Raw genomic sequence first — 12,757 nt, forward strand, 5'->3', positions numbered from 1 at the left:
CCCAAAAGTCTTACTTCACAACGTATGGGAGCAGGCCGAGGAAACGGGCACGCTTGATCGCCTTGGCGAGTTCGCGCTGCTTCTTCTGGCTGACAGCCGTAATACGGGAAGGAACGATCTTGCCGCGTTCAGAAATGTAACGCTGCAGGAGCTTGATGTCCTTGTAGTCGATCTTCGGTGCGTTTGCGCCGGAGAACGGGCACGTCTTGCGACGGCGATGGAAAGGACGACGGGTCGGGATCTGATTGATATCAACCATGATTATGCTCCTTCACCAGCTTCGTTGTCACGTGGACGGCGTGGGCCACGATCACCGCGGTCGCCGCGATCACCACGGTCGAAACCGCCTTCGCGTGGACGGCGTGGGCCGCGGTCGTCACCATCGCGTTCACGACGATCGTCGCGGCGCGCAAGCATAGCCGACTGGCCTTCTTCGTGTTCTTCAACGCGAATGGTAAGGAAGCGCAGAACGTCTTCGTTGATGCGCATCTGGCGTTCCATTTCAGCAACGGCAGCAGCCGGAGCGTCAATGTTTACGAGCGTGTAATACGCCTTGCGATTCTTCTTGATACGGTAGGTGAGGGGACGAAGACCCCAGTTTTCTACCTTACCGACCTTGCCGCCATTAGCTTCGAGGACACCCTTGTACTGTTCGACGAGAGCGTCGACCTGCTGCTGGGAAATGTCTTGGCGGGCAAGAAGCACATGTTCATAAAGAGCCATTGGCTTTGCCTTTCTTCTGTTACATCATGCTGGCACTAACGGCTAAGCCTCTGCGACTTCTCTTTTGCCGGAAAACCGGAGAAGAAAGGACGCTTGGGTAAAGACAATCGAGAGCGGGGACACGGGAAGCAGAAGCACTTACGACTTCCACGGAAAGTTCAACAAATAGTTGAAGAACAGACCGCTCCTCCGTTCAGCCCCCAGCTAATGCCAGCAACGAACGGGCGGCTAATACGTGTTTTTCCCCGGGTTTGCAAGCCGCATAACCTCGAAAAACCGACAATTACTTGACTTTTCAACGCATGATGGGGCACATCGCGCAAAATTGTCAGATCAAGTGAGGCATTCATGGCAGTAGCATTCACCTTTCCCGGACAGGGTAGCCAGGCAGTAGGCATGGGCAAGGCTCTTGCCGAACAGTTTGCTGAGGCACGCGCCGTTTTCGAGGAAGTGGACGCGGCACTGGGCGAAAAACTCTCTGCCACAATGTTTGAAGGTCCTGAAGACGTTCTCACGCTGACAGCCAATGCGCAACCCGCACTTATGGCGGTCTCCATTGCCACATTGCGCGTCCTGGAAGCGCGCGGATTTTCGCTGAAAGACAAGGTTGCTTATGTCGCCGGTCATTCACTCGGTGAATATTCCGCACTTTGCGCAGCCGGTACATTCTCTCTGGCAGATACCGCTCGTCTCCTGCGCATTCGCGGCAATGCGATGCAAAAGGCTGTTCCGGTCGGTGAAGGCGCAATGGCTGCTATTATCGGCCTTGAGCACAGCGACGTTGAAGCCATCTGTGCAGAAGCAAAAGCTTCTGGTTCGGTGCAGATCGCCAATGACAATGGCGGCGGCCAGCTGGTTATCTCGGGTTCCAAAGCTGCGGTGGAGCTGGCCGCAAAGCTAGCGTCCGAAAAGGGTGCCAAGCGCGCAATCATGCTGCCGGTTTCTGCCCCCTTTCATTCAAGCCTGATGGCACCAGCGGCAGAAGCCATGCGCGAAGCACTCGCAAGCGTTGAAAAGCACAACCCTATCGTACCACTCATTGCAAATGTGCGTGCGGCACCTGTGACAGATGCCAATGAAATTGCCGATCTGCTGGTAGAGCAGGTCACAGGTCAGGTTCGCTGGCGTGAAACCGTTGAATGGTTCGCGGCCAATGGTGTGACTACGCTTTATGAAGTAGGGTCGGGCAAAGTGCTGACCGGTCTTGCGCGCCGCATCTCCAAGGATGTTGCTGGCGTAACCGTTGGCTCAGCCGAAGAAATCGATGCAGCACTCGCTGCACTTAATGCATAAGAGGATCTGAGATGTTTGATCTGACTGGCCGCAAGGCTCTCGTAACCGGTGCGACTGGCGGTCTGGGCGAAGCGATTGCTCGCGCTCTTCATGCACAGGGTGCCATCGTTGGCCTGCACGGCACGCGCGAAGAGAAGCTGAAAGAACTTGCTGCTGAGCTCGGCGATCGCACTTTCGTCTTTCCGGCCAATCTTTCTGACCGCGAAGCTGTCAAGGCGCTTGGCCAGAAAGCTGAAGATGAAATGGGCGGCGTTGACATTCTCGTTAACAATGCCGGCATCACCCGTGATGGCCTTTTCGTGCGCATGAGCGATGAAGATTGGGATGCGGTTCTCAATGTCAATCTGACATCGGTTTTCAACCTGACGCGTGAGCTGACCCACCCGATGATGCGCCGCCGCAATGGACGTATCATTAACATTACGTCGATCGTCGGCGTGACTGGCAATCCGGGTCAGGCCAATTATTGTGCTTCCAAGGCCGGTCTCATTGGCTTCTCGAAGTCTCTTGCACAGGAAATCGCAAGCCGTAATGTCACAGTCAACTGCGTGGCGCCGGGCTTTATCGAATCGGCGATGACGGACAAGCTGAACGAAAAGCAGAAGGAAGCGATCATGGGTAGCATCCCCATGAAGCGGATGGGCGTGGGTGGCGATATTGCTGCGGCTGTGCTTTATCTGGCAAGCAACGAGGCTGCATACGTCACAGGTCAGACCTTGCACGTTAATGGCGGTATGGCTATGATTTAAAAGCCTTTTAAGGGCTCTTGAATCGGTATTTTACGGTATATAAAGTCTTAAAGTCGGGCTCTGAAAAGCAAAATGCGCTTTGCCTTGTTCAAGAAGCATGGTAATGCGCCCGACGAGAGTTTCGGCATTTCGATTGCGAGGTGCCGTTTTCCTGTTCCGTAAGGAATATCCACAGGGTGATTGTCAGGGTGAGTGAACTCAAAACTTGGCAGGCATCTTATAACTTGATTACAATCATGCATGCCGCTAACCAAGGCAGAGCAAGTTAACAACAGGTCGAGGTTCCGACATGAGCGATACCGCAGAGCGCGTCAAGAAAATCGTTGTTGAGCATCTGGGTGTAGATGCAGACAAGGTCACCGAAGGCGCAAGCTTCATTGATGATCTTGGTGCAGACAGCCTCGACACCGTCGAGCTCGTCATGGCTTTCGAAGAAGAATTTGGCGTTGAAATTCCTGACGACGCTGCAGAAACGATCCTCACGGTCGGCGACGCTGTGAAGTTCATCGATAAGGCTTCTGCCTAATCTGAGCTTTCGGGGCTGGGATTCTACCGAATCCCGGCCCTGCTTGTCTTCTGGTGGGCGACTGTAAGCAGCCCATCCAGAAAACACCGACTGCCAATAGCCGGTTGTGGCTGCGGCAAATTACGGCCGGTAATGTGCCGGTAATTCAGATTGAGCATCGTCCGTATGAGGCACTGTTTGCCTGCGGGATGGCTCCAACGAAGTTTATCAAATTTAAGGGGTGGATATGAGGCGTGTCGTCATCACCGGTCTTGGTCTGGTGTCGCCGCTTGCTAGCGGTGTCGAAGAGACTTGGAAGCGTCTTATTGCCGGTCAAAGCGGTGCTCGCCGCGTCACGGAATTTGAAGTTGATGATCTGCCTTGCCAGATCGCCTGCCGCATTCCCCTTGGTGATGGCACCAATGGCACCTTCAATCCCGACCTCCACATGGAGCCGAAGGAACAGCGCAAGGTTGATCCGTTCATCGTTTATGCCGTTGGCGCTGCCGATCAGGCATTGGACGATGCCAACTGGCATCCTGAAAGCGATGAAGATCAGGTGCGCACAGGCGTTCTGATCGGTTCGGGCATCGGCGGTATCGAGGGTATCGTTGAGGCTGGCCTTACGCTGCGTGACAAAGGTCCGCGCCGCATTTCACCATTCTTCATCCCTGGTCGTCTGATCAATCTGGCCTCTGGCCATGTTTCGATCAAGCACGGACTTCGCGGTCCAAATCATTCGGTCGTCACAGCTTGCGCAACCGGCACACACGCCATTGGCGACGCTGCCCGTCTGATCGCTTTTGACGACGCAGACGTTATGGTCGCCGGTGGCACGGAATCGGCGGTCAGCCGCATTTCACTCGCAGGTTTTGCTGCGTGCAAGGCGCTTTCCACTAAGCGTAATGACGACCCGACCGCAGCTTCGCGCCCTTATGACACTGACCGCGATGGTTTCGTTATGGGTGAAGGCGCTGGCGTTGTCGTTCTTGAAGAGCTGGAACATGCTTTGGCGCGTGGCGCTAAGATCTATGCCGAAGTCATCGGCTACGGTCTGTCGGGTGATGCGTACCACATCACTGCGCCAACCGAGAGTGGTGAGGGCGCAGAACGCTGTATGATCGCCGCGATCAAGCGTGCGGAAATCACGCCTGACCAGATCGATTATATCAATGCCCATGGCACATCGACCATGGCGGATACGATTGAACTTGGTGCAGTCGAGCGCGTTATAGGCGATGCAGCCTCGAAGGTTTCGATGTCTTCAACCAAGTCGTCTATCGGTCACTTGCTGGGCGCTGCGGGCGCTGCGGAAGCGATCTTCTCGACGCTCGCAATTCGTGACAACATTGCGCCTGCGACGCTTAATCTGGACAATCCAGCGGTTGAAACCAAAATCGATCTGGTTCCGCACAAACCGCGCGAACGGAAGATTGACATTGTCCTGTCGAACTCTTTCGGCTTCGGCGGCACCAATGCTTCGCTGGTTCTGCGCCGTTATTCTTGAGCGATTGAGCTTTAAAAAACGGATCTGTTCAAAAACGCGGGGATTTCTCCGCGTTTTTGCCAAAATATAACCCAATGCGATGTTTAAACTTGCTAATTGCGTTTAGTGTGATCAGACAGAATTGTTTGATTTGTATGCCCTTTCGCACGGGTTTCAGGACGAGGTGATGGTGTGAGTTCAGAAGAAAAGCCCGGAACCAATCCTGCTGAGCAGCAGCCGCAAGCTGCAGCCACGCCCGAGCAAGCCGCGGCAAGCAAGCCCTTCGTGCCAAAATCTGCCTCTGAAGCTCTGCGTCCGGAACCGGGTACGCCACCGCCGCGTAAGCGTTCACGTCATGCGCGCAGCCAGATCGTCGTCTTCATGAACTTCATGCTGTCGCTGATCGTGCTGGTATTGTTGGGCGCTTCGGCGCTGTTTTACTTCGGGAAAGTTCAGTTCGATTCCAAGGGTCCGCTGACGGCTGAAACGACGTTCCTCGTCAAGCGTGGAGCAGGTGTTTCGGAAGTCTCCAACAGCCTTGAAGGTCGCGAAATTGTCAGTGATGCGCGTATTTTCCGCTACGGCATGCGCGCTTACGGTCATGAGAACGATCTGAAGGCAGGCGAATATGCGATTCCCGCCGGTGCGACTATGCGCGATGTGATGGAGCTCCTCATCAGCGGCAAGTCGATCATGTATCCGCTGACCATTCCTGAAGGTCTGACCGTCAAGCAGGTATTTGACCGCATTTCGGTCGATCCAACTCTGCTTGGTGACATGCCAAAAGATATGCCGCCAGAAGGTGGATTGTTTACAGATACGCTCAATTTCACGCGCGGAACGACGCGTGAGGAGATCATCAACCGCATGATCTCCTCGCAGCAGAAACTGATCGATGACACATGGGCGAAACGCCGAGCTGACCTGCCGGTCAAGGACAAGAATGAATTTGTGACGCTGGCGTCGATCGTCGAGAAGGAAACAGGCATTGCATCGGAGCGTCCGCATGTGGCGTCCGTCTTCGTGAATCGTCTCAACAAGGGTATGCGCATCCAGTCCGACCCGACTATCATTTATGGTCTGTTCGGCGGTGCGGGCAAGCCATCCGACCGTCCGATCTTCAAGTCGGACATCGAAAAGCCAACGCCATACAACACTTATGTCATCAACGGCCTGCCGCCGACACCGATTGCCAATCCGGGACGGGCAGCGCTCGAGGCCGTGGCCAATCCACTTGATACGGAAGATCTGTACTTCGTGGCAGATGGTACCGGCGGTCACGTCTTCTCCAAAACCTTGGCCGAACACAATGCCAATGTGCGTAAATGGCGCGCGGTTGAGCAGGAAAAGAACCAGCTACAGCAGCAAAATACCGCCCAATAATTGGGCGGTTTCCCGATTTGTGAATGCCTAAAAAAGGAATGTAAGCATGGCGCTCCAGAGCATGACAGGATTTGCGCGCCACGCGATGCAGTATGGCGCGGCTGATAGTGAAGCGCGTATCGTGTGGGAAGTACGCTCTGTGAACGGCAAGGGGCTGGATTTGCGCCTGCGTCTGCCGCAAGGCCTGGAAGGCGCTGAGCATGCCGTTCGGTCGCTTCTGGCGCGCTATTTTTCGCGTGGCAATTTTCAGGCTAGTCTCAATATTGAGCGCTCAGAAGCACAGGCTGGCTTTGTAATTAATCAAGCCATGCTCGATGAAGTGCTGAAGCTAGGCGCAGAATTGCAAGCCAGACACGGCCTTGCACCGGCAAGTGTCGATGGTGTTCTGTCGTTGCGCGGCATTATCGATCAGGCACAGGTGTCGGAAGACGACAATGCGCGCGCTGGCCTTGAGGCTGCAATTATCGCGGCGTTTGAAGCTTCACTCAAGGCAATCACCGACGCCCGATCGCATGAAGGTCAGTCACTTTTCACTATTCTGTCCGGTCATGTCGATGCAATTGAGCGGCTGACACTGGCGGCGCGGAATGATCCGTCGCGCAGCGTTGAAGCGATCCGCACCCGATTGGCAGGACAGGTATCGTTGTTGATGGATACGGGGCGCGATCTTGATGAGACGCGGCTTTATCAGGAAGCGGCATTCCTGGCGACCAAAGCGGACATTCAGGAAGAGCTGGATCGGCTGGAAACGCATGTGACATCTGCGCGCAAGCTGCTTGCAGATGGCGGACCGATTGGGCGCAAGCTTGACTTTCTTTCACAGGAATTTAATCGCGAAGCGAATACATTGTGTTCGAAATCGAATGCAGCATCGATTACGGCAATCGGCCTTGAGCTGAAGGCAGTCGTTGATCAGTTTCGCGAACAGGTACAGAATCTGGAGTAACGGAAAATGGCCATCTCTTCGGTTGAACATGGCATTGCACGCAGAGGCCTTATGGTGGTCATCTCTTCGCCTTCGGGCGCGGGGAAATCCACAATTGCGCGGCAGTTGCTCAACGATCCGGATATGAAGCTTTCGCTGTCAATTTCCGTTACGACACGCGAACGCCGCCCGAGCGAAATCAATGGCGTGCATTATCACTTCATCACCAAACGTGAATTCGAGCGGCTGCGCGACAATGACCAGCTGATCGAATGGGCGGAAGTGCATGGCAATTTCTACGGCACGCTGCGTCAGACGGCTGAGGAAGCACTTGCCGATGGTCAGGACATGTTGTTCGATATCGACTGGCAGGGCGCTGAACAGTTGCAGGCCAAGATGCCTGCCGACGTTGTTTCGATCTTCATTCTACCGCCGACCATGCGCGAATTGCAAAACCGTCTCAACCGCCGCGCGGAAGATACGGCGGACGTGATCGAAACACGGTTGCAAAATGCGCGTTTTGAAATCCAGAAATGGGTGAAGTACGACTATATCGTCATCAATGAAGACCTTGAGCGTTCCTATGCAGGCATCAAGGGTATCATTGTTGCCGAACGCCTGCGCCGCGACCGTCGTCCGGGTCTCTTTGATTTCGTCACCGGACTTCTGGAAGAAAACCCTGCGGCTTAAAGCATCTGAGCCAAAAGTGCGAAGCGATTTTGCGTAGGATAATGCTGAAAAACAAATAGATAGAGCGGTTCCAACTGTTCAGTCTTAGCTGGAGCCGCTATCAAAGTGGGGAGGGCGGGGATTTGAGGCCAGTCGTTATTGTTACAGGTGGCAGCAGAGGCATTGGCGCTGCCACTGCAAGCCTCTTTGCCCGCGAAGGTTATGATGTCTGCATCAGTTATCTAAGCGATGCAGGCGCAGCGCTTAGCATCGTAAAAACCTGCGAGGGTTTTGGGGCGAAAGCAATTGCCGTTCAGAGTGATGTGGCGAACCGCCAAGACGTTGAAGCATTGTTTTTGGCCTGCGATGAGGCACTCGGGCCAGTTTCCTGCCTTGTGAATAATGCGGGCGTCATCGGACAGAATACCCGCATCCAGGGGCTTCAGGACGATGCACTCGAGCAGACCTTCAGAACCAATGTTTTTGGGTTGTTGTATTGCACGCAGGAAGCGACGCGCCGCATGTCGACCATTGATGGTGGTGCTGGCGGAACGATTATCAATATCTCATCTGTGGCGGCGGTTTTGGGAAGTCCGGGCGAGTACGTGCATTATGCTGCATCGAAAGGTGCTGTTGAAACTATCTCGATAGGGGCGGGAAAAGAGCTGGCATCGGAAGGTATCCGCGTGAATGCCATTCGGGTCGGAACAACCAATACGTCCATTCATGCATTGAGCGGAAACCCGGATCGACCAGCAAAGATCGCCGCAATGACACCCATGGGGCGAATTGCCGAGCCGGAAGATATCGCGCAAACAGCTCTCTGGCTGGCTTCTGATAAATCAGGATTCGTAACTGGAACCGTTGTTACAGTTGCGGGTGGCTTAAGCGCTTAATTTCGCTGATAATATCCGCTGATGTTGTCGCCGGTAACTTCTGGTCACAACTGGATGGGTCTTGGGGCATTTCGAGAAGAACGGCCCCACAAGTTTCTGGAAAGTTATAGAAGCCGTGTCTTTCGTAAGTCTTCCCGCCAAGCACTGGTCTGTTGTCGAACTCCTGCATAAAACGGTCAAAAACCCGAACATCCATGTGCGAGGAAAACATAGCTATTACAGCAATGCATGGACGGGCTCATTTGAGGACAGCGTCGTTCGTTACTTGTACGGTGACGAATACAGCCTGAATGCCTGGCAATCCCAATGGCCAGTCGACCAGCTTTATATTGGTGACTACGTTTGTATTGGGGCAGAAGCTGTCATTCTGATGGGTGGAAATCACACGCACCGCACAGATTGGTTCAGTCTGTATCCATTTCCCGACGTGATTCTGGATGCATATAAAGGCAAGGGTGACACCCATATCGGCGATGGCGCGTGGATTGGAATGCGCGCGATGATCATGCCGGGGATTACAATTGGGGAAGGCTCTATCATTGCGTCCGGCGCAATCGTTACCAAAGATGTTGCGCCTTATGAAATCGTTGCGGGTAATCCCGCTGTTCCTATTCGGTCTCGTTTTCCGGTGGCTATCGTTGATGCCCTTGTTAATCTGGAAATTTATAAGTGGAGTGAGACAAAATTTGAAGCAATGAGAGCGTTTCTTTGTGCCGATGACATTGATGCACTTGTCGCAGCTTCAACGAAGTATGACGAGGCTCTTCGCGTTATGGAGTAGACTTTTTAATAGAATCAGTCTGTTCGTGTTGTTTATGGATCGTTTCAAGCTATCAAAAGCTCTCATGAAAACGTTGTTCGTCAAGCATCGTTGCTACACAATCGGACAATAGTGTCACGTGATGATGAGCGCGAATAAGACCTTCGATATCTACTTCGACTTCTGGAAAGACTTTACGATTTAACGCTTCTGGATAACGAAAATTTTCACCGTTTGGATCGGCTTTGTTAAGGTGCACAATAATTTTGTGACAGTGAATACTCCATTGTTCATCGCTTACACCATTGTCTTTGAGGACTTTTAGAAGTTCATCATATAGCGTCAAGAGATTATGTCCCTCTGCTTTAACAGCTTGGATACCACTATCAGAAAATCCAAGTAAAGTTTCTTTGAGCGCCAATTCCATACTGTGTCTGGCTAAATAGAAAAGTGGAATGGTGACGCATTGGTTTCTAATGGGATTTTCAAGCATATGGCGTGCCATCACCTCAAATGCTCGATGATAGGCATGAACGTAATTTCCCCATGACTGACCAAAGCGGTTGTGTTGATTGTTGATCGAAAGAAAACGTTTAAAACTTAAGGGGAGATCAAAATTCTCTTGGTTGATGATTTCATCGTATTTCATTCTACTGTTCCAGCCTGATCTTCACGCGAACCGTATCGGCCGCTAATTGCCGAAATGCTTCCAGAAATGGTTTGCCGCCGAGGGTCTTCAGCTCGCTCAGGGCTTCGGCATTTTTGAACACCAGTTCGCATTCGCCGGGCGAGCCGGGGCCACCCCACTGCACACCATCCCAGAATGAATCGAGGGTATAACCGAAGGATTCAGGATCCAGCACGGGCACCGTGTCGAGATATCGCTGCCAAAGCTCGTTGGGGGATTGTATTCCGGAGCAGTCAATCTCATAGACCGGCAGCATCAGTCGACCAGAATGAGAATTGCGTCTACGACAGCGAGTGTGAAGAGCAGGGCGATCATGCTGACGGCTGCAATGACCATCATGCGCTTTTGCCGGGAGCGTTTTTGAGGCTGCTTTCCGCTCCAGTCATATGGCGTCTCAGGCATTATCTCCTCCGACGGGTTATTTCCTTTGAGTTTGCACTTTACACGTTCTGGATTGCAATAGGATTGCCTTCGCTATGCATGATTTCGACATGGGCGATGATATTTATGCAGGTTTTCCGGATCGTATGAATGCCTTCTCACTGGCCTTCTTGATGGAATGAAGGATTCGGTTCCGGATCAGGCCGCTGACAGGTCGGATCAGATACCAGTATGGCAGAAAACGGAGATGGCTGGCACGATCGGGGCAGAATACACGCGTCTCGGTGACAAGACGCGTTTTCCCGCCTTGTTCGGATACGGTGAAGGTCAGTGCCAGCTTTGCAACGCCCGGTGTGCTGAAAGCCAGATAGGCTTCAGCGTTTTCGATTTGGAAGAGGCCGAAATCAGCCTTCCAGAATTGCCCTATAAGCCCATAAACCAGCGCCCGACCGGGTTCATGTTCAAGCAAGGTAAACTCATGCAGACCGAAGGGTTGTGTAACAGAGCTTTCGCGCCCGCGCAGACGTGCGATTGCTCGCATTGGCAATTCTCGCAAGCCTATCATGCTGCGGAAAAACGCGTCTGTTTCAGGCCGATAAGCAATGGCTGCCAGCAAAACGGCATCGGGCGAGGTGTTCACATCGCAGCCATGGACTTCGTTGAAGCCATAATCTGGTAGGTACTTTTCGATCAGCTGCATGGCGGAATTTTAAACCGCTGTGCCGCCTACCGTAACCTGATCCATGCGCAGATGTGGCTGACCCACGCCCACAGGCACCCACTGTCCGCCTTTGCCGCAATTGCCGCTGCCGGTATCGAGCTTCATGTCGTTACCGATCATCGAAATGCGTTGCATGGCGTCGGGGCCATTGCCGATCAGCATGGCACCCTTGATTGGCGCGCCGATCTTGCCATCCTCGATCATGTAGGCTTCGGTGCAGCCGAACACGAATTTACCAGACGTGATATCCACCTGACCGCCGCCAAATGAAACGGCATAGATGCCCTTCTTCATGGATGCGATGATCTCTTCCGGTGTCTTGTCGCCTGAAAGCATATAGGTGTTGGTCATGCGTGGCATGGGCGCATGAGCATAGGATTCGCGGCGACCATTGCCGGTTGCTTCCATGCCCATCAGACGCGCATTCTGCCGATCCTGCATGTAATTGACGAGCTTGCCATCATCGATCAGCACCGTGCGATTGGTTGGGGTGCCTTCATCATCGATGGTCAGCGAACCGCGACGTTCAGAAATCGTGCCATCATCGACAACGGTGACACCCTTGGATGCCACTTGCTGTCCGAGCAGGCCCGCAAAGGCTGAAGTCTTCTTGCGATTGAAATCACCCTCAAGCCCATGGCCTACAGCTTCATGCAACATCACACCGGGCCAGCCATTGCCGAGAACGATGTCATAAGTGCCAGCAGGAGCTGGGATCGCATCAAGATTGACGAGCGCCTGACGCAGTGCTTCATCGGCCACATGCTGCCAGCTTTCGGTGGTGATGAAATCGCCAAAGCCCTTGCGTCCGCCAAGCGTGTGCGAGCCGGATTCCTGACGGTCGCCATTACCCGCCACGACTGAAACGCTGAGCCGCACCATTGGGCGGATATCGCGGACAAAATGCCCGTCGGCGCGCAGAATTTCGACTTGCTGCCATGAGCCAGCAATCGAGACAGATACCTGCCGCACCTTTGGATCTTTGGCGCGCAGATAAGCATCGATCTTTTGGAGCAGCTGGACCTTGGCATCGAAGCTGGGCGAACCGATTGGGTTCTCGTCGGTATAAAGATGGCGATTGGTACCGGCGGGGGCTGCCGCATAAGCACCGCTATGACCAGTCAGCGTTGCAGAAACCGCATCCGAAGCACGCTTGAGGGCAGCAAGCGACAAATCGCCTGCGTGAGCATAGCCGATGGCTTCGCCGGCAACAGCGCGCAGGCCGAACCCCTGATCCTGATTGAACGAGCCAGTCTTGAGGCGGCCATTATCGAAGACAAGGGCTTCCGCTTCGCGATACTCCATGAAGAGTTCGCCGTCGTCGCTGCCTTTCAGGCTCTGCGAAACAAGGCGTTCAATATCGTCACGGTTGGCGTCGAAGCTATCGATCAGGCTCTTCATAAAAATAATCCTGCGGCATGTGTTTGCCACAGGATGTAAGCGCTAAATCGGTTGAGAACAACCTTGAGATTAAGAAGTGCTGTAATTCTCGCGATGGCGAGGCGAAAAGCGCAGATCGCGAGAACCGAAGCGCAGCGTTAAAGGTGCATACGCACCGGAAGCACTGCGGAATGTGAT

General features: G+C 53.5%; 16 protein-coding genes. 9 read left to right on the forward strand and 7 right to left on the reverse strand.

Translation table 11 applies throughout. The features are described 5' to 3' along the window. Positions 1 to 10: 10 nt before the first annotated feature. Together rpsR and rpsF are read right to left on the reverse strand one after the other, a co-directional pair. Positions 11 to 259, reverse strand: a complete 249-nt coding sequence (gene rpsR, locus CEV32_RS21025) for a 30S ribosomal protein S18 (RefSeq protein WP_006466219.1) — start codon at positions 257 to 259, stop codon at positions 11 to 13. Positions 260 to 261: 2 nt separating this feature from the next. Further along, positions 262 to 723 (reverse strand): 30S ribosomal protein S6, encoded by a 462-nt coding sequence (gene rpsF / locus CEV32_RS21030; RefSeq protein WP_094579014.1) that lies wholly within the window; start codon positions 721 to 723, stop codon positions 262 to 264. Positions 724 to 1,071: 348 nt separating this feature from the next. Between rpsF and fabD the strand changes: the two genes are divergently transcribed. The 9 genes from fabD (at position 1,072) to CEV32_RS21085 (ending at position 9,410) form a co-directional block, all read left to right on the forward strand. Beyond that, on the forward strand, positions 1,072 to 2,016 hold the full coding sequence (fabD, locus tag CEV32_RS21040; RefSeq protein ID WP_094579015.1) for an ACP S-malonyltransferase: 945 nt from the start codon (positions 1,072 to 1,074) through the stop codon (positions 2,014 to 2,016). Between the two features lie 11 nt (positions 2,017 to 2,027). Beyond that, the gene (gene fabG, locus CEV32_RS21045; protein ID WP_094579016.1) at positions 2,028 to 2,765 is read left to right on the forward strand and encodes a 3-oxoacyl-[acyl-carrier-protein] reductase; all 738 of its coding nucleotides are present in this window, start codon (positions 2,028 to 2,030) and stop codon (positions 2,763 to 2,765) included. 289 nt (positions 2,766 to 3,054) lie between these two features. Continuing rightward, complete coding sequence (locus tag CEV32_RS21055) at positions 3,055 to 3,291, forward strand: acyl carrier protein (protein ID WP_002963616.1); 237 nt, start codon at positions 3,055 to 3,057, stop codon at positions 3,289 to 3,291. A gap of 226 nt (positions 3,292 to 3,517) precedes the next feature. After that, on the forward strand, positions 3,518 to 4,777 hold the full coding sequence (gene fabF, locus CEV32_RS21060) for a beta-ketoacyl-ACP synthase II (protein WP_094579018.1): 1,260 nt from the start codon (positions 3,518 to 3,520) through the stop codon (positions 4,775 to 4,777). A gap of 171 nt (positions 4,778 to 4,948) precedes the next feature. Continuing rightward, positions 4,949 to 6,139: an endolytic transglycosylase MltG gene (mltG, locus tag CEV32_RS21065; RefSeq protein WP_094579019.1), complete on the forward strand. Its 1,191-nt coding sequence runs from the start codon at positions 4,949 to 4,951 to the stop codon at positions 6,137 to 6,139. 46 nt (positions 6,140 to 6,185) lie between these two features. Beyond that, positions 6,186 to 7,085, forward strand: a complete 900-nt coding sequence (locus tag CEV32_RS21070) for a YicC/YloC family endoribonuclease (protein WP_094579020.1) — start codon at positions 6,186 to 6,188, stop codon at positions 7,083 to 7,085. 6 nt (positions 7,086 to 7,091) lie between these two features. After that, positions 7,092 to 7,754, forward strand: coding sequence for a guanylate kinase (gene gmk / locus CEV32_RS21075; protein WP_094579021.1), 663 nt, complete (start codon positions 7,092 to 7,094; stop codon positions 7,752 to 7,754). Positions 7,755 to 7,876: 122 nt separating this feature from the next. Next, positions 7,877 to 8,629 carry an SDR family oxidoreductase gene (locus CEV32_RS21080; protein ID WP_094579022.1) on the forward strand — a complete coding sequence of 251 codons (753 nt, stop codon included), beginning with the start codon at positions 7,877 to 7,879 and terminating at the stop codon, positions 8,627 to 8,629. Between the two features lie 61 nt (positions 8,630 to 8,690). Next, positions 8,691 to 9,410, forward strand: a complete 720-nt coding sequence (locus tag CEV32_RS21085) for a CatB-related O-acetyltransferase (RefSeq protein WP_235818854.1) — start codon at positions 8,691 to 8,693, stop codon at positions 9,408 to 9,410. Between the two features lie 52 nt (positions 9,411 to 9,462). On the opposite strand, the gene CEV32_RS21090 is transcribed toward CEV32_RS21085, so the two are convergent. From CEV32_RS21090 to tldD, 5 genes are all read right to left on the reverse strand, one after another. Continuing rightward, positions 9,463 to 10,038, reverse strand: coding sequence for a hypothetical protein (locus CEV32_RS21090; protein ID WP_094579024.1), 576 nt, complete (start codon positions 10,036 to 10,038; stop codon positions 9,463 to 9,465). A gap of 1 nt (position 10,039) precedes the next feature. Then, positions 10,040 to 10,333: a hypothetical protein gene (locus CEV32_RS21095; RefSeq protein WP_094579025.1), complete on the reverse strand. Its 294-nt coding sequence runs from the start codon at positions 10,331 to 10,333 to the stop codon at positions 10,040 to 10,042. Next, on the reverse strand, positions 10,333 to 10,479 hold the full coding sequence (locus CEV32_RS23770; protein ID WP_167382831.1) for a hypothetical protein: 147 nt from the start codon (positions 10,477 to 10,479) through the stop codon (positions 10,333 to 10,335). Before CEV32_RS23770 ends, CEV32_RS21095 begins: the two co-directional genes overlap by 1 nt. A 103-nt stretch (positions 10,480 to 10,582) precedes the next feature. Beyond that, positions 10,583 to 11,158: a hypothetical protein gene (locus CEV32_RS21100; protein ID WP_094579026.1), complete on the reverse strand. Its 576-nt coding sequence runs from the start codon at positions 11,156 to 11,158 to the stop codon at positions 10,583 to 10,585. A 9-nt stretch (positions 11,159 to 11,167) separates the two neighbouring features. Further along, entirely contained in the window at positions 11,168 to 12,580 is a 1,413-nt protein-coding gene (tldD, locus tag CEV32_RS21105) for a metalloprotease TldD (RefSeq protein ID WP_094579027.1), read from the reverse strand. Positions 12,581 to 12,757 lie beyond the last annotated feature (177 nt).

It is taken from the genome of Brucella rhizosphaerae, from assembly GCF_002252475.1.
In the GTDB taxonomy this organism is placed as follows: Bacteria; Pseudomonadota; Alphaproteobacteria; order Rhizobiales; family Rhizobiaceae; genus Brucella; species Brucella rhizosphaerae.

Bases quoted from the DNA above. Each gene is read 5' to 3' on its own strand.
- fabG (WP_094579016.1), top strand. From the start codon at position 2,028: ATGTTTGATCTGACTGGCCGCAAGGCTCTCGTAACCGGTGCGACTGGC.
- CEV32_RS21070 (WP_094579020.1), top strand. From the start codon at position 6,186: ATGGCGCTCCAGAGCATGACAGGATTTGCGCGCCACGCGATGCAGTAT.
- CEV32_RS21055 (WP_002963616.1), top strand. From the start codon at position 3,055: ATGAGCGATACCGCAGAGCGCGTCAAGAAAATCGTTGTTGAGCATCTG.
- fabF (WP_094579018.1), top strand. From the start codon at position 3,518: ATGAGGCGTGTCGTCATCACCGGTCTTGGTCTGGTGTCGCCGCTTGCT.
- CEV32_RS21090 (WP_094579024.1), bottom strand. From the start codon at position 10,038: ATGAAATACGATGAAATCATCAACCAAGAGAATTTTGATCTCCCCTTA.
- CEV32_RS21095 (WP_094579025.1), bottom strand. From the start codon at position 10,333: ATGCTGCCGGTCTATGAGATTGACTGCTCCGGAATACAATCCCCCAAC.
- rpsF (WP_094579014.1), bottom strand. From the start codon at position 723: ATGGCTCTTTATGAACATGTGCTTCTTGCCCGCCAAGACATTTCCCAG.
- gmk (WP_094579021.1), top strand. From the start codon at position 7,092: ATGGCCATCTCTTCGGTTGAACATGGCATTGCACGCAGAGGCCTTATG.
- CEV32_RS21100 (WP_094579026.1), bottom strand. From the start codon at position 11,158: ATGCAGCTGATCGAAAAGTACCTACCAGATTATGGCTTCAACGAAGTC.
- fabD (WP_094579015.1), top strand. From the start codon at position 1,072: ATGGCAGTAGCATTCACCTTTCCCGGACAGGGTAGCCAGGCAGTAGGC.
- rpsR (WP_006466219.1), bottom strand. From the start codon at position 259: ATGGTTGATATCAATCAGATCCCGACCCGTCGTCCTTTCCATCGCCGT.
- tldD (WP_094579027.1), bottom strand. From the start codon at position 12,580: ATGAAGAGCCTGATCGATAGCTTCGACGCCAACCGTGACGATATTGAA.
- CEV32_RS23770 (WP_167382831.1), bottom strand. From the start codon at position 10,479: ATGCCTGAGACGCCATATGACTGGAGCGGAAAGCAGCCTCAAAAACGC.